Source organism: Hamadaea sp. NPDC051192 (assembly GCF_040682475.1).
Taxonomy (GTDB): domain Bacteria; phylum Actinomycetota; class Actinomycetes; order Mycobacteriales; family Micromonosporaceae; genus Hamadaea; species Hamadaea flava.
Window position 1 is genome coordinate 1 of sequence record NZ_JBFBAZ010000148.1, and the last position, 18,641, is coordinate 18,641.

At 64.8% G+C, this 18,641-nt stretch carries 15 protein-coding genes and 2 pseudogenes; 12 read left to right on the plus strand and 5 right to left on the minus strand.

The features are described 5' to 3' along the window. Positions 1-569: 569 nt before the first annotated feature. Positions 570-2,030, minus strand: coding sequence for a cysteine--tRNA ligase (cysS, locus tag AB0M47_RS36025; protein ID WP_363422169.1), 1,461 nt, complete (start codon positions 2,028-2,030; stop codon positions 570-572). A 177-nt stretch (positions 2,031-2,207) separates the two neighbouring features. Between cysS and AB0M47_RS36030 the strand changes: the two genes are divergently transcribed. The 10 genes from AB0M47_RS36030 to rpiB are packed head-to-tail and all read left to right on the plus strand — an operon-like array spanning position 2,208 to position 11,983. Next, positions 2,208-3,020, plus strand: coding sequence for a sugar phosphate isomerase/epimerase family protein (locus tag AB0M47_RS36030; RefSeq protein ID WP_363422171.1), 813 nt, complete (start codon positions 2,208-2,210; stop codon positions 3,018-3,020). Continuing rightward, a complete protein-coding gene (locus AB0M47_RS36035; protein WP_363422173.1) occupies positions 3,017-4,111 on the plus strand; it encodes a DUF4037 domain-containing protein in 1,095 nt (364 codons plus the stop codon). The genes AB0M47_RS36030 and AB0M47_RS36035 overlap by 4 nt, the downstream gene beginning before the upstream one ends. Then, positions 4,108-5,346: a glycosyltransferase family 4 protein gene (locus tag AB0M47_RS36040; RefSeq protein WP_363422175.1), complete on the plus strand. Its 1,239-nt coding sequence runs from the start codon at positions 4,108-4,110 to the stop codon at positions 5,344-5,346. Before AB0M47_RS36035 ends, AB0M47_RS36040 begins: the two co-directional genes overlap by 4 nt. A gap of 3 nt (positions 5,347-5,349) precedes the next feature. Beyond that, positions 5,350-6,390: a 3-deoxy-7-phosphoheptulonate synthase gene (aroF, locus tag AB0M47_RS36045; protein ID WP_363422177.1), complete on the plus strand. Its 1,041-nt coding sequence runs from the start codon at positions 5,350-5,352 to the stop codon at positions 6,388-6,390. Further along, positions 6,387-7,574 carry a hypothetical protein gene (locus AB0M47_RS36050; RefSeq protein WP_363422179.1) on the plus strand — a complete coding sequence of 396 codons (1,188 nt, stop codon included), beginning with the start codon at positions 6,387-6,389 and terminating at the stop codon, positions 7,572-7,574. Before aroF ends, AB0M47_RS36050 begins: the two co-directional genes overlap by 4 nt. Further along, on the plus strand, positions 7,571-8,716 hold the full coding sequence (locus tag AB0M47_RS36055; protein ID WP_363422181.1) for an aminotransferase class V-fold PLP-dependent enzyme: 1,146 nt from the start codon (positions 7,571-7,573) through the stop codon (positions 8,714-8,716). The genes AB0M47_RS36050 and AB0M47_RS36055 overlap by 4 nt, the downstream gene beginning before the upstream one ends. Before the next feature lie 41 nt (positions 8,717-8,757). Next, a complete protein-coding gene (locus tag AB0M47_RS36060; protein ID WP_363422183.1) occupies positions 8,758-9,792 on the plus strand; it encodes an alanine racemase in 1,035 nt (344 codons plus the stop codon). A 26-nt stretch (positions 9,793-9,818) separates the two neighbouring features. Beyond that, complete coding sequence (locus AB0M47_RS36065; RefSeq protein WP_363422185.1) at positions 9,819-10,607, plus strand: HAD-IIB family hydrolase; 789 nt, start codon at positions 9,819-9,821, stop codon at positions 10,605-10,607. After that, a complete protein-coding gene (locus AB0M47_RS36070) occupies positions 10,591-11,499 on the plus strand; it encodes an alcohol dehydrogenase catalytic domain-containing protein (RefSeq protein WP_363422187.1) in 909 nt (302 codons plus the stop codon). The genes AB0M47_RS36065 and AB0M47_RS36070 overlap by 17 nt, the downstream gene beginning before the upstream one ends. A gap of 7 nt (positions 11,500-11,506) precedes the next feature. Next, a complete protein-coding gene (gene rpiB / locus AB0M47_RS36075; protein ID WP_363422189.1) occupies positions 11,507-11,983 on the plus strand; it encodes a ribose 5-phosphate isomerase B in 477 nt (158 codons plus the stop codon). A 234-nt stretch (positions 11,984-12,217) separates the two neighbouring features. On the opposite strand, the pseudogene AB0M47_RS36080 reads toward rpiB, so the two are convergent. Continuing rightward, a pseudogene (locus AB0M47_RS36080) lies at positions 12,218-12,434 on the minus strand (DUF397 domain-containing protein). Between the two features lie 5 nt (positions 12,435-12,439). Next, positions 12,440-13,309 carry a helix-turn-helix transcriptional regulator gene (locus tag AB0M47_RS36085; protein WP_363422192.1) on the minus strand — a complete coding sequence of 290 codons (870 nt, stop codon included), beginning with the start codon at positions 13,307-13,309 and terminating at the stop codon, positions 12,440-12,442. 447 nt (positions 13,310-13,756) lie between these two features. Here AB0M47_RS36085 and AB0M47_RS36090 point away from each other — a divergent pair, with 447 nt between their 5' ends. Continuing rightward, the gene (locus tag AB0M47_RS36090; RefSeq protein ID WP_363422194.1) at positions 13,757-14,416 is read left to right on the plus strand and encodes an HAD family hydrolase; all 660 of its coding nucleotides are present in this window, start codon (positions 13,757-13,759) and stop codon (positions 14,414-14,416) included. Here AB0M47_RS36090 and AB0M47_RS36095 read toward each other — a convergent pair. Then, positions 14,413-15,729 (minus strand): helix-turn-helix transcriptional regulator, encoded by a 1,317-nt coding sequence (locus AB0M47_RS36095; RefSeq protein ID WP_363422196.1) that lies wholly within the window; start codon positions 15,727-15,729, stop codon positions 14,413-14,415. The genes AB0M47_RS36090 and AB0M47_RS36095 overlap by 4 nt on opposite strands. 1,293 nt (positions 15,730-17,022) lie before the next feature. On the opposite strand from AB0M47_RS36095, the pseudogene AB0M47_RS36100 reads away from it, so the two are divergent. Then, positions 17,023-17,313, plus strand: a pseudogene (locus AB0M47_RS36100) (transposase); the annotation flags it as partial. Positions 17,314-17,441: 128 nt separating this feature from the next. Here AB0M47_RS36100 and AB0M47_RS36105 read toward each other — a convergent pair. After that, entirely contained in the window at positions 17,442-18,431 is a 990-nt protein-coding gene (locus AB0M47_RS36105) for a tyrosine-type recombinase/integrase (protein ID WP_363422198.1), read from the minus strand. Positions 18,432-18,641: the final 210 nt, after the last annotated feature.

Genomic DNA, 18,641 nt, shown 5'->3' on the forward strand with positions numbered 1-18,641 from the left:
GCGACCCTGGTCTCCGACCTCACCGCCACACGATGATCAACAAGTACGGCGGTGAGGCGAACACACCTCACAGCCAATTACGCATCAGGTCGTAAGCGTCGCCAGCCGCCACGTCGATCGATGATAGGTGGCGCGTCGTTGGACAGTGCGATTGGGCCGAGTGGCGTTTTCACGGCTGCCCGAGCCGGGCCGACTTCTCGAATCGAGCGCCACTCTGCAATGGACCTACGCGAGGCAGAACGCTGGTCATCGCACATTCTCCCCCCAAATCTCCCGCCAGCTCTCCTTTCAAGTCGGTGTTCCCGGACAGCAGACTGTCCGCGAAGGTGGACAGACAACTAGCGATGTGTCGATCCGGTGCTTGGCACCCGGGACGGACCCATCACGTTCACCGAGGCGGAGGCGCTATGGAACCAAGAATCCGCTTGGTTTCCGCTGCGTCCGGGAGCCATCCCTGTGCCGCTCAACAACACGGCCTCGCGGAGACGGGTGGCTTTCCGCCATCTCCCCGTGTCGGCGGTAATGCAGCAATTTGTTCGACTCCCGGCAACGGCTGCGTGCCCGACTTCCTAGTTCGCCCTCCAGGTCGGCCCTTGTGGTGTGTCGGTGACCTGCACTCCCAGGCGTTCCAGCTGCGCGCGGAGCTGGTCCGCGCGTGGCCAATCCCGGGCCGCGCGTGCCGCTTCCCTTTCCGCTACCAGGTCCGTCACGCGTGCGGTCAGATCATCCGCAAGCAGGGCTTGGGTGCCAGCAAGGCCGTCGGACGCGATCCGATCCAGGCCGATACCGAGCAGAGATTCTGCGGAACTCAAGACGGCACGGCGGCCGTCCGCCGAGAGTCCATCAGATCGCAGGCTTTCATGAAGGTGTGCGAGCAGTTGCGGAGTACCGAGGTCGTTGCTGATTGCGGCGTCGAACTGGTTGAGGGCGTCGATAGTTGCTTGGTCGCCATGGGCGGAGTCCACAGCCTGGGCGTATGTCTGGATCGGTGGAAGCGGCCTCAGGGGTTCTGCCCGAGCCATCAACCGCCGCAGAGACGACTGGGCGGACTCGATCGCCTCGTGCGTGTAGTCGAGCTGAGCCCGATAGTGACCTCCGGAAAGGAACAGCCGGTAGGCCAGTGGGTGGATGCCTGCGCTGGACAGGTCTGCGACTCGGATCGTCCCGCCTGCGGACTTAGCCATCTTCTGCGCACCAAATTGAAGAAACTCGTTGTGCAGCCAGTAGCGAACCCAGGGTCGCGCGTCGCCAAGGTACGCCTCGCTTTGAGCGATCTCGTTGACATGATGCAGTTGGCGATGGTCGATGCCGCCTGTGTGGATGTCAAAGTGGCTGCCCAGCAAGGCGATGCTCATGACGGAACACTCCAGATGCCAGCCTGGCGCTCCCCAGCCCCATGGCGACTTCCATCGCATGGCACGCATTTGGCCGGGAGTCTCGGTACGCCACAACGCAAAGTCGGTCTTGTTGCGTCGGCCCTCAACCTGTTCGACGCGGGCGCCCTCGCGTTGGCCCTCCGTGTTGATCAGGGCGAGGCGGCCATAGTCCACGGATTTACTCGTGTCGAAGTACAGTCCGGACTCGATTGTGTAGGCAAACCCGCGGCGCTCGAGCTCCGCCGCGAAGTCGATCATCTGGTCGACGCATGCCGTTGCGCGGGGGTACTCGTCGGCCGGGAGGATGTTGAGCGCGGCGAGGTCTGCGAAGAACGCCTGGGTGTAGTGCTCGGCAACCTCTTCGACCGACTTCCGTTCGCGTGCGGCAGCGACTTCGAGTTTGTCATCCCCGAGCTCCAGCTCCGCAACTGCGTGTCCCACGTCGGTGATGTTGATGATCTGGCGGGTGGGCAGTCCTTTCCATCGCAATGCGCGGCGAAGTGTGTCCGCGAAGACATAGGCACGCATGTTTCCCAGATGCGGGTAGGCGTACACGGTTGGGCCGCAGGTGTAAATGCCGACGGTGTCGCCGGCGGGAGCGAAGTCCTCCGTACGACGGCCGAGCGAGTTGAACAGCCTCAGAGGACGTCCCATGGTCACAGTTCCTCCCGAACCGGTTGTCGACGTCGGCCCGCCAACGGGTGCGCGCCAGCCCGCATTCTAGGCCACACCCGCACCACGAACCACCTTACAAGTCGCAGATCCTACTAACTCGTAATGAAGCACCCACCGAAGGCGTGGGGCAACCCACGAGAAGAAAGGCACAATCCGATGGCTGAGCTCACGAGCGTTCGATTGGAACCGGACATCTCACTGGCCCCTGTGAGTTTCGGTGATCAGCTCAAGACCGGAGAGATGACCACGGCACAATTCCTCGCGACCGCGGTTGAGCTGGGATTCACAGCGGTCGAGCTATGCGACCGCACAGTGCGCGAGCCGTCGACGGTCGCGGCTCAGCTCGCGAACCTTGGTTTGAGAATGCCGTCGATAGCATTGCGCAACGACTTCACGGGGGATCCTGAGTCCTCCCGAGCCAGCGTCAGCCACCTTCGCCATTGGCTCGAAGTCGCCGCGGAGTTCGGATGCCGGACCGCTCGGATTTGGACCGGCTGGCAGCGCTCCGATGCCGTCGCACGGGGGCAGGTCACAGAGGCGCTCGATGAACTGGTCGACTCTGCGCGCATGTCTGGGGTCGCGTTGGCGGTCGAAACGCACGGTGGCCTGTCCAATGAACCGGCGTTCCTTGCGGAGCTGTGCGATCGGTATCCACGAGAGCACTTCGGAGTGTGCATCGACTTCGGCAACCTTCCTGCCGCCACTCGCCGCGAGGCCATCGCCGCGATCGCCCCGTTAACCACCCATGTACACGTCAAGAGCCACGAGTTCACCGACGACGGCGTGGAAGCCGGGATCCCGCTGGCCTGGGCGATCGAGACGGTTTCAAAGCACGGGTTCGACGCGCAATGGGTGATTGAGTATGAAGGCGCGCCTCCGTACAAGCGAGGCATCGACCTGACGGTCGCCACCCTGCGAGGCGTGCTCGGTCGCAGCGAACGCCACGCCGATGGCGAGCGTCTCCGATGACCGTCTATTCAGGCGCCACAGCGGTCGCCGAGGTCCGGGCAGTACTCGACCCTTTCCTTCGTCGCCTCTGCGACCGCCCCGAGGTCGTCGGCGTCGTGATCTTGTCGAGCCTCGCTCACGGCGGAGCCCGCGACACATTCGACGAACGATCCGATATCGACCTCACGATATGGATCGACACCGACGTGGCGCGGGAACAGTGGCACCCCAATCCGTTGGCAGTCCGGTCCGCGGTCGCTTCCCGGCTTCCGAGGTGGTTGCCCAACTTCTCCTTTCACGTTCCCCTTCCCTGGGGCCCCGTCGAGGTGAACGCCCATCAGCGTCTCCTGCGGTACGACCAAGATCCGCGAACCGTATGGAGCGACGGTATGCGTGAAGCCCACGCATACACCGCCGAGGTGGTGCACGACCCCAAGGGCACCATCCGTCGGCTCATCGCCGATCGAATCGTCTTGACTCCCTCCGAGCGAGACACTCGCCTCCTGCACCTGGCCGCACGGCTTCATTGGGACATCGAACGCATCCCATCGACCATGGGCCGTCGAGGAGACCCAGCTGCCGGCCATCTCGTACTTGGCGCGACCGTCGACGAGATGCTGGAGATGATCTATTTGCTGGCCGGGCGTTACCCGCCAGCACGCAAATGGCGCCTCGACGGGCTACGGCGCCATAACGTTGCCGACTCGGCCGAGGAAACGCTCCTCCGGGACGCCCTGCGCGTAGCGGATCTCGGCGAGTTGGAGCTGCAGCGTCGGATCCGCGCCCTCTCAGACCTCTGGTCGAGACTCGCGGCTCGCCTACCTTCGCACCTGCCGGTCGGCGAGGACGCCTACCAGCGGTACTCCGCGATCGGAAGCGGCAACCGTCAGCTTCTATCGCGCACCTTCGCAGATGACCTGTCAGCAATGCCGTTTGAGCTGCCCGACGCCGCGCACGACATCGCCAACTATCTGCTCGTGGGATCGATGGCCGAACTGGCCGAACTGGCCGAGGACGATATCCAAAGCCTTCCCGCCCACTGGCACCCCCTAGCCCGACGACTGCAAGTAGCCGCCCACAACCACACGGCGAGCGGGCAGGTGACTACGTGAAGATACTGCACGTCTGCCTGGACTTTCCGCCTCGACGCACTCGATACGGCTCGGGCACCGTGAACGACGACGTCCTTCGCGCCTTGTACGTCGCTGGCAATGAGGTCACCGTTCTGACCCCTGGGCGGGCCGAGCGGCAACTCACCGCAACGCCGGGCATACGCGTCATCGAGGTGCCTCGCCCCTTGAGCGAGCAGTTTCTGCTCCCACGCGATCGGCCGACGGAGATGTTCTCCTCGCCGGCCAACGTCCACCGTTGGAACACCGCGGCCATCACCTGGCTGAACCACGAGGACCCCTGGAGCGGATGGACGCCGGACGTGATCTTCAACGACGGCTGGACCACGCAGGGAGTCGCTGAGCACCTCAGCTCGCGGTTCAGCTGCCCTGTTGTCAGCACCGCACACGTCGTCGACCGCCATTACACGTCCGTCGGGGGCCGCACACCCCGGCCGACAGATTCAGAGTTCAGAACCGCGGAGGAGCAGTTCTTCCGGAGCTCGGATCGGATCGTCGTCCCGAGTAGCACCGCACGGGAGCTGGCCGCCCACTACTTCCCGCAGCACGAGCCGAAGCTGCACGTGGTCGAGCACGGCCTGGATTGGACCTCGCTAGAACGCATCCCCAACGATCGCGGCAAGCAGCGGCGAGCTCAGGACGCCACGGTGACGGTGGTCTACCTGGGACGTATCAGCAGCGAACGAGGCTGGCGGCCGTTCGTCGAGGCGTTCCGTGACGCACAGGCCTTAGACAGCAGGCTGCGGCTGCGGATCATCGGCGACGGCACCCGGCTGGAGGAGGCCAGAACACAGTTCAGGCATCCCGCCGTGACGTTCTGCGGAGCCATGCCTCGCCATCAGGTATGGCACGAACTGCTGGCCGCGGATGTCTATGCCAACCCCGCGCTGATCGAGACCTTTGGGGTCGCCGAACTCGAGGCCATGGGTGCCGGGCTCGCCGTAGTCTCCCACCTCGGCTTCGGCAAACACACCCACATCGACCATTTGGTGAGCGGAATCCAGATCCCGATCGCAGCCCGCGACGGACACATGGAACTTGACCACGCCGCGTGGGTGCAATGGCTCACCGAACTCTCCGCCAACGGCCAGATGCGCCAGCGCCTCGGCCGCTGCGCGCAAACCGCAGCAAGGCAACGATTCCCAGTCGAGCGGATGGCCGCCGGCCTCCTGTCCGTCTTCGCAGACGCCATCCAGCAAGCACCCCACCGGAGGTAGACGATGATCATCGAGGTTACATCCGACGCGTCAGATTCCGACATCGCACAGCTCTGCAAACTGCACACCGCCCACGAAGACGTCACGGCTTGGCCTATTCGCCACGCGGCACGGGCGTTCATCGTCATCTCTGGCGACGAAGCACTAATTCCAGTCATCACCTCACCGTTCATCATCGGACGGCACGAAACCGGTTCATCCGGATACTGGCTGGTCGACCGAGCACACGAGATCGCCCCCACGACAGTCGCCGTCGGTGACGGCACGGTTGGTGACGGGGGCTTCTGGTGCGCCGCCGGCCCATGCGCGCTGGAGAGCTTCGACGACGCGGTGGAGACCGGCCTTGCCGTACGTGCCCAGGGTGCCAGCGCCTACCGGGTCGGCGTCTTCAAGCCTCGCACAAGCCCGTACAACTTCCAGGGAAAAGGACGCCTCGGCCTGAAGCTGCTCGCCGAGCTCAAGGACGCGGTGGGGCTGCCGATCGTCACAGAGGTGCTCGACCCACGAGACGTCGAAGCCGTCGCAGATGCCGCCGCCTGCCTGCAGGTCGGTACCCGCAACATGACCAACCAGGCACTTCTCAAGGAGCTCGGCGGAACGCCACGTCCCGTGCTCCTCAAGCGAGGCGCGCGCGCCAGCGTCGAGGAGTGGCTTCGGGCTGCAGAGTTCATCGCCGCCCACGGCAACACCGACATCATCCTCTGCGCTCGAGGAGTCGTCAGCTTCGACACCTCGCTACGCTTCGCCCCCGATCTCGGCGCCATCGCCAGCGTTCGCAACCGAACCAGCCTGCCGGTGGTTTTCGACCCCAGCCACACCGCTGGACGCTCCGACGCGGTCGCCCCGGTCGCGCTGGCAGCGGCCGCCTTCCGCCCCGATGGCCTCCTGATCGAGGCACACGTCCGCCCTGAGCGCACCCACCGTCCCGGCGACGGTCCCCAGGCATTCCCACCACACCGACTTGCCGATCTCTTGACTGCGTGCCAAGAGGTCACCAGCCTCGCCAACCAACTAACCGAAACGATCTCGGCCGGTACACGATGACCATCAGACTCACCACGCACTCATCCAGCGGGCCGGTCGACTTCCGGCCGACCGGCGACCCCATCAAGATCTACATCTGTGGCGTCACCCCCTACGATGCGGCGCACCTCGGGCACGTCGCAACCTTTCTGACCTACGACGTGCTCGAGCGGCGCCTGCATGAACTGGGCCGCCAGACGACGATGGTGCGCAACTTCACCGACCTCGACGAACCCATCCTTCCCCGCGCCCAGCAACTCGGCATCGCCTATGCCGACCTCGTCGAGGCCGAGGTACGGCAGTTCGACAACGACATGAGCGAGCTCGGGATGCTCCCGCCGCACGCACAACCCCGCGTCTCCCAGATGCTGGACCACGTCCTCGAATTCATCGGCCAACTGGACGCCGCCGGCTACACCTACACGGCCGACGGGACGACCTACTTCGACACCAGCCGCAGTACCGTCTTCGGTGAGTTGTCCGGCTATTCGGCGCACCTGCGTCATCACCTGGCCGCTGAACGCGGCGGCAACCCCGACGACCCGGCCAAGCGCAGCAGTCAGGACTTCGTACTATGGCGGGCCACTCGCCCGGGCGAGCCGACATTCGACAGCCCATATGGATCGGGCGTGCCCGGCTGGCACATCGGCTGCTCGGCGATGGCCCGCGCGACGTTGGGGACGACCATCGACCTACATGGCGGCGGAACCGATCTGATCTTTCCCCACCACGAATGCGAGCAGGCTCAGTCACTCGCCCTTCAGACTGAACCGTACGTAGGTGCGTGGCTTCATTGCCACCTGGTCTCCTACCGCGGCGCGAAGATGAGCAAATCAGTCGGCAACATCGTTCTCGCCCGCAACCTGCTACGGCAACACGACGGTGCTGCCATTCGCCTGGCCCTGCTCCGCCAGTACCGACACACCGCCGGCTTCGAATGGCGCGACTCCGACATCACCATCGGCGAGCGGCTCCTGGACCTCCTGCGCACTGCCGCCCGTGCGACAAGCGGTCCCGACCCACGCCCCTGGGCACACCGTGTCCGCGCCGCCATCGACGATGACCTCGACTTCCCCACCGCCATCGCAGAGCTTGAAGAAATGGCTCGCACCGTCCTGGCCACCGCGGGCAACGACACATCCTGCCCGGCGGCTCTGACCGACGTCGCCAAGCTTCTGGGCATCGACCTGCAGGAGAAGGCATGAGCATCCCGCTGTTCACGCCTGGCCCGGTCGCCGTCGCCGCCAAAGTACTCCAGGCACAGTCCGCCACACCCATCTATCACCGCAGCCGCGAATACGGTGCGCTGCTCACCGAGGTGTCACAGATGCTCGGCGACGTGCTAGGCACCGACGCAGATGTCTACTGCCTCACCGCCTCCGGCACGGCCACCATCGAGGCAGCCGTGCGGAACCTCTGCCGACCGGGTGACGACATCGTCGTCGCCAGCAACGGCTACTTCGGCGAACGTCTTGCACTCATGTGCGAGCGGCTGAAACTCGACGTCACACATGTACGCGGGAGCTGGCGCGAGCCGCTGCCGCTGGAGGATGTCGATCGTGCCCTCGCCGTCACGAATGCGGTCGCCGTCCTCGCGGTCCATCACGAGACGTCGACTGGGCGAGTCAACGATGTCGCGCAGATCGCACGCCTGTGCCGCGCTGGCGAGGCACTGTCAATCGTCGACGCGATCTCGAGCGCAGGAACATTGCCCGTCGACATGGATACCCACGGCCTCGACGTGGTCATTGCGACGAGCCAGAAAGGTATCGGCGGCACACCCGGGATCGGGGTGTTCGCCGCGTCCGAACAGGCATGGTCCCACGTAGATCGGCTCCCGCCATGTGATTCACTCTCCGGCGACTGGACCAAGGTCCGCGATTCCTTCCGTCGCCTGCCCGCGGAGAGCCAGTGGACACCCGCGATAAGCCTCATGGCCGGCCTTCACGCCGCCCTCGACGATCTCCTCCATCGCCGGCCGCACGCCACGCACATGGCAGAACGAGCTGCGATCGGACGTGCCCTGCAGGCGGGCCTGAGCGCGATGAAGTTCGAGGTTTGGCCGGCCGGCGCCGCAAGCGTGGCACCGATCACGGTTGCTGAGCTCCCGCCGGGGTTGGACGCCACACTGGCCATCGCGCACCTTGGCCAGATCTGCAGCGTGACCGTGGGCGACGGTCAGGGACAACTGGCTGGTCGTGTCCTGCGCATCTCCCACGTCGGTGTGGAGTTGCTGCACGTGCTCGGTCTCCTCGGCGCATTGGCAATCACGGTGGAACGCCACGGCAGCCCCGCCTCGATCGACTTTTCAGACGTCTACCGCGCATACACCGGCCACGCGGCATGACCGCCACGTCTTCGCCCCAGGTACTCCCACCCGGAGGCTTGGTGAACCTCTACCAGAGCCGTTTCGCGGCGAACGCAAAAGCTGTCGCCGAGGAGCTACCCGACAACGCCATCGCCGTCCTCAAAGGCGATGGCTATGGATTCGGGCTCGATCTATGCGCCAAAACCATCGCCACCTGCGGGTATCGGCGGTTCATGGTCGCAACGACCACCGAAGCCAGCACGCTGCGCGCTCATGGATGCTCAGTTCCGATAATCGTCGCCGGAGCGGGCCGGTTCAGTGCTGAGGGCGTCTCAGACATCGAGTGGCTCGTCGGCGAACCCGAGATTCGGCGGCTGTCGGGAACCTCGGCCATCGTGGGGTTACGAGTGCACATCGACGTGGACTTTGGCATCGGCCGCGGTGGCGTGCACCCAACAGACCTGGACCGAGCGATGACGATGCTGCAGCGGGCAGGAGTGGAGATCGCGGGGCTCGCCGGCCACCTTCCCGGGAACGTCACCGCCGGCCTTGCGATTGACGCCCAAGAGACCCTCGTCTCAGCCCGGCACCGCTGCCCGCGTGCTTTGCTGCACCTAGGCGGAAGTGATGCGATCCAGTGGGTACACCTACTTCCACACGCCGCGCTACGGATGGGGCGGCTCCTGTTCGGCGTGCGGCCACGCGACTTGGCGCCCGATGTCCTCCCAGCTGTAACGACATCGTGGGCATGGCAAGCCGCCGCGATCCCATATCTGCCACCGCGCCGCACTGGATACGCCGCCGCGCCAGCGCGTCCAGGACGGCCGTTCCGCATCGAAGCCGGATTTGCCCACGGTCTGCCCCCACAAGCCGCCGGCAATTGGCCTGTCTGCATCGGCGGTATCCCCTACCTGATCCAGGAGGTGTTCATGCTCAGCAGCATCGCCTACCCCCTCTGCGACACCACCCAGGCACCAGCAACAACGGCTGTTGCACTGCTCGCCGGAAGGAACGAGCTCACAGAGGTGCCGATACGGTCGATCGCGCAGGCCCTAGGCATGCCCACCACTGCGGTGCTTGCGGCACCTCGAGTTCCACGTCGGGCACAGCCATGATTGTCACAGACTCGCCATGGCCAAAGATGATCGTCAGTGATTTGGATGCCACGCTTCTACGCAGCGATTTCACCATCTCCAACGACACCCTCGCAGTCCTCAGCCGCGTGCACGAGTTGAACATCCCGTTCGTCATCGCGACCGGACGTGCCCTCGGGACCTGGCAACCCATGATCCAACGGCTACCCGTCCGCGATCCCGTGATCACCGCGAACGGCGCCCTCATCACGAAGCCCGGCAGCTATGACCCGCTCGCGGAGTGGCCGCTTTCACCCTCCGACCTCGCCGACGCCATCGGCCGGCTACGAGCAACACACGGCGATGTGACCTGTGGCGTAGAACGAGGAATCGAGCTCCTGCACGAACCCGGATATCGCCCAGCAACGTGGGTCCCAAACCGCATCACGCGTCAGGTCAGCACCAGAGAACTGGTCGCGGAACCTGCGCACCTGCTTCGCATCCAGTCCCGAACGACGGACCTCACAACGGTCGCAACCGTCAACGACCTGCGGCTGTCGGTAACCCTGAGCAGCGCGACCAGCGCCGAGGCCGTCGCCGACACCGTGTCCAAAGCCACCGCAGCCGCCTGGCTAACACATCACTACGGCATCGCCGCAACCGAGGTCCTGGCCTTCGGCGACTTCACCAACGACGTAGCACTGCTGAAGTGGGCCGGGCACGGCGTCGCGGTCGGCAACGCCTGCGATGACGCGATCACCGCCGCCGACGAGGTCACCGCGTCTTGCGACGACGACGGAGTCGCACGGTACCTGCGTCCGATCATCGAAAGGACCGCAGATGACAGACGAAACTGAAGCATTCATCATCACCGCCCCACGTCAAGGCCGAATCGGCCGATGGCCCCTCCCCAGAGGCGAGGTCACCATCAAGGTCCACGCTGTCGCGCTATGCCAACGCGACAGCGCGATCTGGGCCGGAGACCTGTCCCGGCCATACCCTACGGTCGTCGGTCACGAGGTCGTCGGCGAGGTCATCGACAGCTCACCTGACACCGGCTGGGAACCCGGAACGCTTGTCGCCGGCATGGGCAACCAGGGACTCGCCCGTTTCATGCAGGTCCCCGCCTGGCAGATCGCTCCCGTTGCCGGCACGGGTCCTCATCTCGCCCTGGTGGAACCCCTCGCATGCGCCATCAACGCAGTCGACCAAGATCCCTCAACAACCGATGCCCCAGCGATCGTCTTCGGACTTGGACTCCTAGGCCAGCTCATCGCGGCTGTGCTCCAATCCGCAGGTCGCGAGACAATCGCCGTGGATAGCGACGCGCAACGCCTCACAGTCGCGGAAGCAGCCGGCGTGACCGTCGTCAACTCCAAGGACCACCGTTCGGTAGACCGCGCGATCTCCCGGGCCTCAGCCGCGTACGAATGCACTGCCGACCAGCAAGTCCTCTGGAAGCTATCCACGACACTGCAGCCGGGCTCGGCGTTGATCATCGTCGCTCACCATCGGCACGGAGATCTGCCCGCCACAGCCCTCCTCGACGGCTGGCATCAGCGTGGAATCGCCATCCGCAATCCCGTCCCCTGGACCTCCAGCAATATGGCCGAGTGCGTACGGACCGCTGCCCGCCAGGACGTGGACCTAACACGCTATGCCGTCGAGACAGGCGACCTGGCCGATGCCCCACGGCTACTCAGTACCTGGCCCGGCGGCGAGATCATGCGCCACATCGTGGTCCTCTAGGCAGACTATGAATACAACTGCACCCTCGCCGTATGGAAATGGCCGTGCAATCGCCGTGGGGAGCGACCACGTCGGCTTGGACCTGCGCGTGACGCTGATGGACGAGCTGCAGGCCGCCGGATTCGAGATCCTCGACCACGGTACGGCGACCTACGACCGAGTCGATTACCCGGACATCGCATATCCAGTAGCACGTGCAGTCGCCGACGGCGCTGTGCAGTTCGGTCTCCTCATTTGCGGCACGGGAGCGGGAATGCAGATCGCCGCCAACCGCCATCCCGCGGTCCGAGCCGTTGTCATCAGCGACTTTTTCACCGCCCGTCATGCCCGCGCCCACAACGACGCCAACGTCGCATGCCTCGGCGCGCGAACCGTAACACCAGTCGTCGCAAGCGAACTCGTCCAAACCTTCCTGACTACCGAGTTCGAACAGGGCCGCCATCAACGGCGCATCGACAAACTCTCCGAGCCGCCATTTCCCTGAGACGACACACACGTTCACCGCGGTGGGACCTGGTTGCGCTTTGAAGCCGTCAGTACCCGGCGAGCTTGAAAGCGCACCCTGTCGTGAAGCCAGCCATCTCCCGTGAGACGTCGATCCATAAGTCGAACGAGGGCAGGCCCTGCAGGCAGCAAGCCCTGATGTCTCGGCGGTCCGGCTATAGACCAGCCGGACCCCGGCGCCTCGAACGCATCGATCGTCTGTCGCTAAAGGTGGCTACGGTTTGGGAGGCATATCGAATTCCCCGTCCTTGATGCCGCCGACGAAGGCGCTCCAAACATCTGCTGGAAACTCCAGCACGGCTCCATCTGGATTCTTGGAGTCGCGGACACCGACGGTCGTCCCGTGCGTGGCGAACTCGACACAGTTGCCGCTTCCCGCTGGAGCGACTCGACTTACGCCAGTTCGCAAACGCCGTGCGCGGTTGGTCCATCGCCGTTACCTCCCAGTACGCATTTCCTCTGCCACGGTGGCGAGGAAGTCGAGGCTGTCCGAGGCCGTCATCGCAGCCTGAGCCAGACGCTGGTGAAGTTCGACATAGAAGTCCACCGCCGGACTCGTGGCAATCACCTGGTCGCTGACCTCGGCCTCGATGGCCACGACCACGGGATCATCAGGATCCGGATACCGGTAGATAGAGAACGAAGACAGTGGCAACGCATCGTCCTTGATCTCCGCGCTCAACCGCAGGACCCGGATCCTTGTCGCCTGGCTGCTGTGCCCGAGGTGAACGAGGTGGTCCAGTTGCGCAATCACAACGTCGATCGGGGCGGCGCGTCGACGGATGGCCAGTTCGTCGAGGACCACTTCGTAAGTGGGCCCGCCGTCGCGGTGGACCGCCTGTTGGCGTAGAAGCCGAGCTTCGACCGCGGAAGCGCTATCGAAGGGCTTCCGATGAGCCGCAAAATCCACTCGGCAGCGAGCTTCTGTGAACGGGGGGATCTGCAGCAGGCCCGGGATCAGAGTCATCTGATACTCAGCGATCTGACGCGCGCCTGCTTCGAGGTTGGCGTACAAAGCCTGCCGGCGACCAATGGTCTCGGCCATCGGCTCCCACCAGCCGGAAACGGCAGCCTGCCGGGCAATCGTCAGCAAGCTCTCCTGCTGATCAGGCGGCACCTCAAAATGAGTCAGCAGCTGTGCAATCTCGTCCGCATCGGGTGCCACATGGCCGTTGAGCAGGCGCGAGACATGCTGGCGAGAAACACCGATGACGGAGGCCATTCGCGCGGTCGTGTATCCGCGAGCGCGCCGCAAGGTGTTGAGTTCATGCGCCAGGCGCTGTCGACGGACATGCGGGCTGATCATCGCAAGCTACCTCAGGCGGTTCGCTACCGGCTATCACCGGCATCCGCCGGTGATAGGAGAAGCTAGCCTGACTTTCCACGGTTGGCGATGCCCGAGAACACCCCTCCTCCGCATCGGAGCAGGCCAGACGTATCTCTCCCACAAAGCCTCCCAGCAAGGCTCCCATCAAAGCTGCGTTTCGAAGCGTAGGACTGTCGAGTGTTCGTGTCCGGTTCGTCAGATTGCTCCGATTACCTACCAGCCCACCGTTACGCTGGCGGGCTGGTGGCCCCAGTCGAGCAGTCGACTATGACGATAGGCGAATGTTGATCATGTTCGGTCGAGCTCGTCAGCTCAGGCCTCCTACGCCAGCCGATCTACTCGATGGCTTAGTGGCAAGGCAGTGGCCGCCGCCGTGGCCCGCTCGGCATCGTAAGCTGAGGCGAGCTTCGACTGGAGGTCCTCAGCATGCCGATTCGCGCCGTGTTCTTCGATGTGGGCGAGACGATCGTAGACGAGACCCGTGAGTACGGCACCTGGGCCGATTGGCTCGGCGTGCCCCGGCACACGTTTTCAGCTGTGTTCGGTGCCGTAATCGCCCGCGGCCTGGACTACCGCGAAGCATTTCAGGTCTTCCGGCCCGGATTCGATCTTGCCAAAGAGCGTGAACTCCGAGCAGAGGCGGGTCAACCGGAGTCCTTCAGCGAGGAGAACCTGTATCCCGACACTCGTCCGTGTCTTGCCGAACTGCGAGCGCAAGGGCTACTCGTCGGACTCGCGGGAAACCAGACCGCACGGGCAGAGGGTATCCTCCACGCCCTTGAGCTCCCGGTCGATCTCATCGGCACGTCCGACAGCTGGGGAGTTGAGAAGCCCTCGAAGGCGTTCTTCGAGCGGGTCATCAAGGAGGCTGGCTGCGGGCCGGCCGAGATTCTCTATGTCGGGGACCGGCTTGACAATGACGTCCGCCCAGCGCAAGAGAGTGGTATCGCGACGGCGCTGATCGTGCGCGGGCCGTGGGGCCACATTTTGGATCTGCCGGAGGTCTCCGAGTCCTGTCTCTTCCGCATTGAGTCGCTGACGGACCTACCGGCCCTCATCGAGGCGCACAATGGAGCGGCACGCTAGACCATGGTCAGGGCGCGGACACGCTCGTCCAGCTCTCGTCCAAGCGCGCCATCGCGGATTTGCGGCCGTACCTCGCGTATCCGCGTAAACCCTGCTCCATACCACTCTTGTTCGATGGAATCGAGCGCGAGGTGCAACTGCTGTGCCTGCCGGTCGTCGTCACCTTTGTAGCTTGCAGCCAGGTCGGCGAGAACGACGCTGCGTTGCTTGCTGGCACGGGGGCCGAGTAGGTCCAACGCTGAGTGTAGGCGCTTGCCGGCTTCCGTGTGGTCGCCGCTGATGAGAGCGGCGTAGCCGGCGAAAGACTGGAGTCGCCCCTCATCGAAGAAGTCGAACCACGCTGGTTCGTCGACGCTGTTCTCGGCGGCCGATTCGACTGCGGACGTCGCCAGATCGATGTGATGGCGGCTTGAGGTTCCGGCTCCGGCACGCGCGTCCGCCTCGGACGCGATGCAATGAAGCCAGGCCCGTACAGCCGGGTGGACACCATGCCATGTGTGCTGCCGAGCGGCATCCAGGCGCGAGCGCGCATGTTGCGGCTGACCCCCAAAGATGGGTACGAAAGCCATGTGCCCCAAGACCGCGACAGCGAGACTGTGATCGCCGGCCTCGCGAGTTGCGCTCAGTGCAACGTCGAAGCATCTTTCCGCGACGGCGGGCCGGCCGAGGTCAAAGAAGGCAAGACGTGCGGTAAGCAGCGCCGACTCCGCTAGCGACACTGCCAGGGACACACGATCGCCCCCAGACGATCCTCGAATCTGCTCCAAACCGAGCTGAGTGTGAGCGTAGGCGGCCTCGTAAAGCGGGCGGGCGGAGCATGACCAGTACAACTTGCGATGGGATTCGGTGATCGCGGCATAGGCCGCTGGGTCACCGTGCCAGGCCGCGTCCTCCTTCTCGGTATGTGTCAGGAGAGAACCGAGCATGGGAAGCACACCGATACCGAGTGCGGCGCGGAGGACGCCAGAACGACTAATACCATCGCCAGGTTCGGCCATCATGGTCTCCAACAGTCTCCTGAGCTCTGCGATGCTCTCCGTCTGCGGACGGCCTTCGAGTTCGTCTGGGGTCAGAAGCCCTAGATCGGCTGCCCGTAGTCCGAAGATCACGACAAGGTGCTTACGGTACCGCGGATCGGGCCACCGCTCGCCGGTTTCCCAGCGGCGCACTGTGTTCGCCGACAAACCGCTTTCAGACTCGTTGCAGCGACTCATCTCGGCTCGAATCCGGTTGGCGACTTCCTCGTAAGACCAACCGCGCTGCAGCCGTTCCCACGCCAGCAGACGGTTCGGCGGATGCCGGTGGTCAGCCATAGCTCACAGGTTACGCCCGCCGTAGCTACTTCGCAGTGTCGGTTGCGAACGGATGCGATGTGGAGGGTAGTGCGGGCCCAAAAATGCGTATTCAATCGTGCGTGTCGATGCAAACGCTGCACGCAGGGAGGCCGTCGATGCAGTCAGCCGCCGGTCCGACGACCCTTTCGTCGAGTCACGAAGACTTTCCAGTCGGCGAGGTGCTCTGGAGCAAGCCGGCAAGATCCCCGAACCACCGGCTCCGCAGCGCCCGTTTGAAGCTCACATCGCCATCCGGCTCGGGCCGGCCGCTGTCTCGTCAGGAGCTTGCAGATCTACTCAATGCGGATCTCGCGCGTTGCGGGGTCAATCATGCACCTCTCGACGGCACCTACATCGGAAAGCTCGAGCGGGGATTACATCGGTGGCCCCAGGCCGCATATCGAGCCGCGTTTCGCCGAGTGCTCGGCTCTTCATCAGACTCCGAACTGGGCTTCTTCATCATCCGCAGCCTAACGTCGTAGTCTGTGTATGGCTCAGAGCACGTTGTGCTCGATGTGTGCACCTCCTCTCGTCGACGCGTGAAACTGACTGACCCTGGCGGCACCCCCAGACCGATCGCGTCAGCGTCGATGGCCGACCTCAGGTTGAGGCACTACACGTTCGCGGTACCGAGCTCGCATCCGATGATGCTCCTAGTACGGCAGCGGCACCTACCCTTTGCGTGCCGGTCCCGGGCTCGAGGTGCCGTTCGTCAGTACGTGGATCACTCTGGCGTGGTTTGGCCACCACCTGTCGCCGAGATCGTTCCGGGTATCGACAGCCAGTACGGTGGCCCTGGCGCAGACCACAAACCCGGCATTCTCGACCGGCAAGGTCAGGCACAAGTACCTACCCCGAAGTCGGTCAGGCACCTCTGCAAAGTCGAGGATTCGTTCGCGACTGGTCGGGTCAGCTGGCCGTAACTCCAAGGGCTGGTATGACCCGCGCAGCTTGACGGCCCTGACGCCCACGAACAGGACGGAAAGGTGCTCGGTGTCGCCGCTGCGGACAGGGGCGCGAAGCAGCAGCTGCGAATGCCCGACACCGAACTGCCAAGGTACGAAACGACGGTCAAGGATGATCGGGTCCACCGGGCAAGGATGCCTGCTTCTGCTGGCCACCGCCCAACGGGCGACATGGCTTGGGTAAGCCGGGGTGGGTGACCCCGGGCTCACAGGCGCGGCCACCGCGAGATCATCGTCTGTTGTGGACAAACTGAATAGCTTCGTGGTGGCCGCTGGCCATAGCGTAAACCCTGCCGCGTGGTGGCAGGTGTTCGAGGACGTGCTGGCCCGCATCGGTGCACGCTTCGCGCGCTCCGAGCCCCGACGGACCGTGCGGGAGCTGCTGCTGGGGCTGCTCGCGCCGATCGAGCGCAAGAACGGATGGTGGCTGGCCGAGCAAGCCGGCCATCCTGGACCCGACCGGATGCAGCGCCTGCTGCGTACCGCGGTGTGGGACACCGACGCCGTTGCCGGCGACCTGCGCACCTTCGTGGTCGAGCACCTTGGCCACCGCGACGGGATCCTCGTCGCCGACGAGACCGGCTACCTGAAGAAGGGCGTGTAATGCCGAGTTCGGCATTACACGCCTTATGACGAGAGGGCGGTTATGCCGCGCTCGGTGCGGATCCTGTGTGGCTTGGTGGACGTTCCGGGTTGGGCGCGGCATAACCGATGGCGGGGCTGGGCTCAGAGTTGGTCGAGGTAAGCAAGAAGAGTGTCGCCGGCCTGGTAGCGGGCGGGGCCGGCGTTCGGCGGGGCGGTTCGGGCAACGGCTTGTTCTTTGAGGGCCATGTCGGCGTGGAGGTAGATGCGGGTCGTGGTTGGGCTTTCGTGACCGAGCCAGAGCGCGATGACGGTGATGTCGACGCCGGCGTGCAGCAGGTTCATCGCCGCGCTGTGTCGCAGGGTGTGCGGGGTGACGTGTTTGGTCTGCAGCGATGGGCAGGTGCGGGCGGCGGTGGCGGTATGTTTGGCGACGAGTCGGGCGACCGCGTCGTGGGACAGCGGGGTGCCTCGGCGCGTGGCGAACAGCGGGTCGTTGCCGGCCGGTCGGCGTGCGGCCAGCCAACTGGTGAGGACGCCGACGGTGTGGGCGGTCAGCGGAGTGCAACGGTCTTTGCGGCCTTTGCCGCGGCAATAGACGTGCGCGCCCACACCCAGCTGTAGATCGCTCGCGGTCAGGGCGGTCAGTTCAGCGACGCGCAGGCCGGTCTGCGCGGTCAGGACGAGCAGGGCGTGGTCGCGGCGGCCGTGCCAGGTGGTCTGGTCGGGTGCGGCCAGTAGCGCGTCGAGCTCGGCGGGGCTGAGGAAGGTCACGACCGTGGTGGTGGCGCGTTTAGTCTGGATGCCCAGGACCCGGCTGATCAGGTCGGCGTGTTCGGGGGCGTGCAAGCTGGCGTAGCGAAACAGCGAATGGATCGCCGCGAGGCGGGTGTTGCGGGTGGCCACGCTGTTGCCGCGCACCGCTTCCAGCTCGTGCAAGAACCCCCCGACGGTGGCGGCGTCCAGGTCGGCCAGGTCCAGGTGGGCGGGCAGCTTGCCGGTCCGCTGGTGCACGTGGCTGAGCAGCAGCCGCAGCGTGTCGCGGTAGGAGGCGATGGTGTGTGGGCTGGCGCCGTACTGGGTCATCAGCCGGTCGGTGAAGAATGCCTGCAGCAGCGGTGCGAGCGCGGTCATAGCACGGTCACCCCGCCTCGATCGGGCCGCCCTTCGCGCTGGGATGCGGCGTCCAGGCGTTGCGCGGCCAGGGCCAGCAGTTGCGGGGTTGCCTGCAGATACCAGTAGGTGGCTTCTGTCCGCGTACGAGCTCACATGTCGGCGGGGGTACGACCTGACGTGTCGGTCTCCGGCGGCGACGATCATGACATGGTGGGTCCGTCGGGCGCC

Coding starts and splice junctions, on each gene's coding strand:
- cysS (WP_363422169.1), bottom strand. CDS start 2,030: ATGGGACGTCCTCTGAGGCTGTTCAACTCGCTCGGCCGTCGTACGGAG.
- AB0M47_RS36030 (WP_363422171.1), top strand. CDS start 2,208: ATGGCTGAGCTCACGAGCGTTCGATTGGAACCGGACATCTCACTGGCC.
- AB0M47_RS36035 (WP_363422173.1), top strand. CDS start 3,017: ATGACCGTCTATTCAGGCGCCACAGCGGTCGCCGAGGTCCGGGCAGTA.
- aroF (WP_363422177.1), top strand. CDS start 5,350: ATGATCATCGAGGTTACATCCGACGCGTCAGATTCCGACATCGCACAG.
- AB0M47_RS36050 (WP_363422179.1), top strand. CDS start 6,387: ATGACCATCAGACTCACCACGCACTCATCCAGCGGGCCGGTCGACTTC.
- AB0M47_RS36055 (WP_363422181.1), top strand. CDS start 7,571: ATGAGCATCCCGCTGTTCACGCCTGGCCCGGTCGCCGTCGCCGCCAAA.
- AB0M47_RS36065 (WP_363422185.1), top strand. CDS start 9,819: ATGATCGTCAGTGATTTGGATGCCACGCTTCTACGCAGCGATTTCACC.
- AB0M47_RS36070 (WP_363422187.1), top strand. CDS start 10,591: ATGACAGACGAAACTGAAGCATTCATCATCACCGCCCCACGTCAAGGC.
- rpiB (WP_363422189.1), top strand. CDS start 11,507: ATGAATACAACTGCACCCTCGCCGTATGGAAATGGCCGTGCAATCGCC.
- AB0M47_RS36085 (WP_363422192.1), bottom strand. CDS start 13,309: ATGATCAGCCCGCATGTCCGTCGACAGCGCCTGGCGCATGAACTCAAC.
- AB0M47_RS36090 (WP_363422194.1), top strand. CDS start 13,757: ATGCCGATTCGCGCCGTGTTCTTCGATGTGGGCGAGACGATCGTAGAC.
- AB0M47_RS36095 (WP_363422196.1), bottom strand. CDS start 15,729: ATGGCTGACCACCGGCATCCGCCGAACCGTCTGCTGGCGTGGGAACGG.
- AB0M47_RS36105 (WP_363422198.1), bottom strand. CDS start 18,431: ATGACCGCGCTCGCACCGCTGCTGCAGGCATTCTTCACCGACCGGCTG.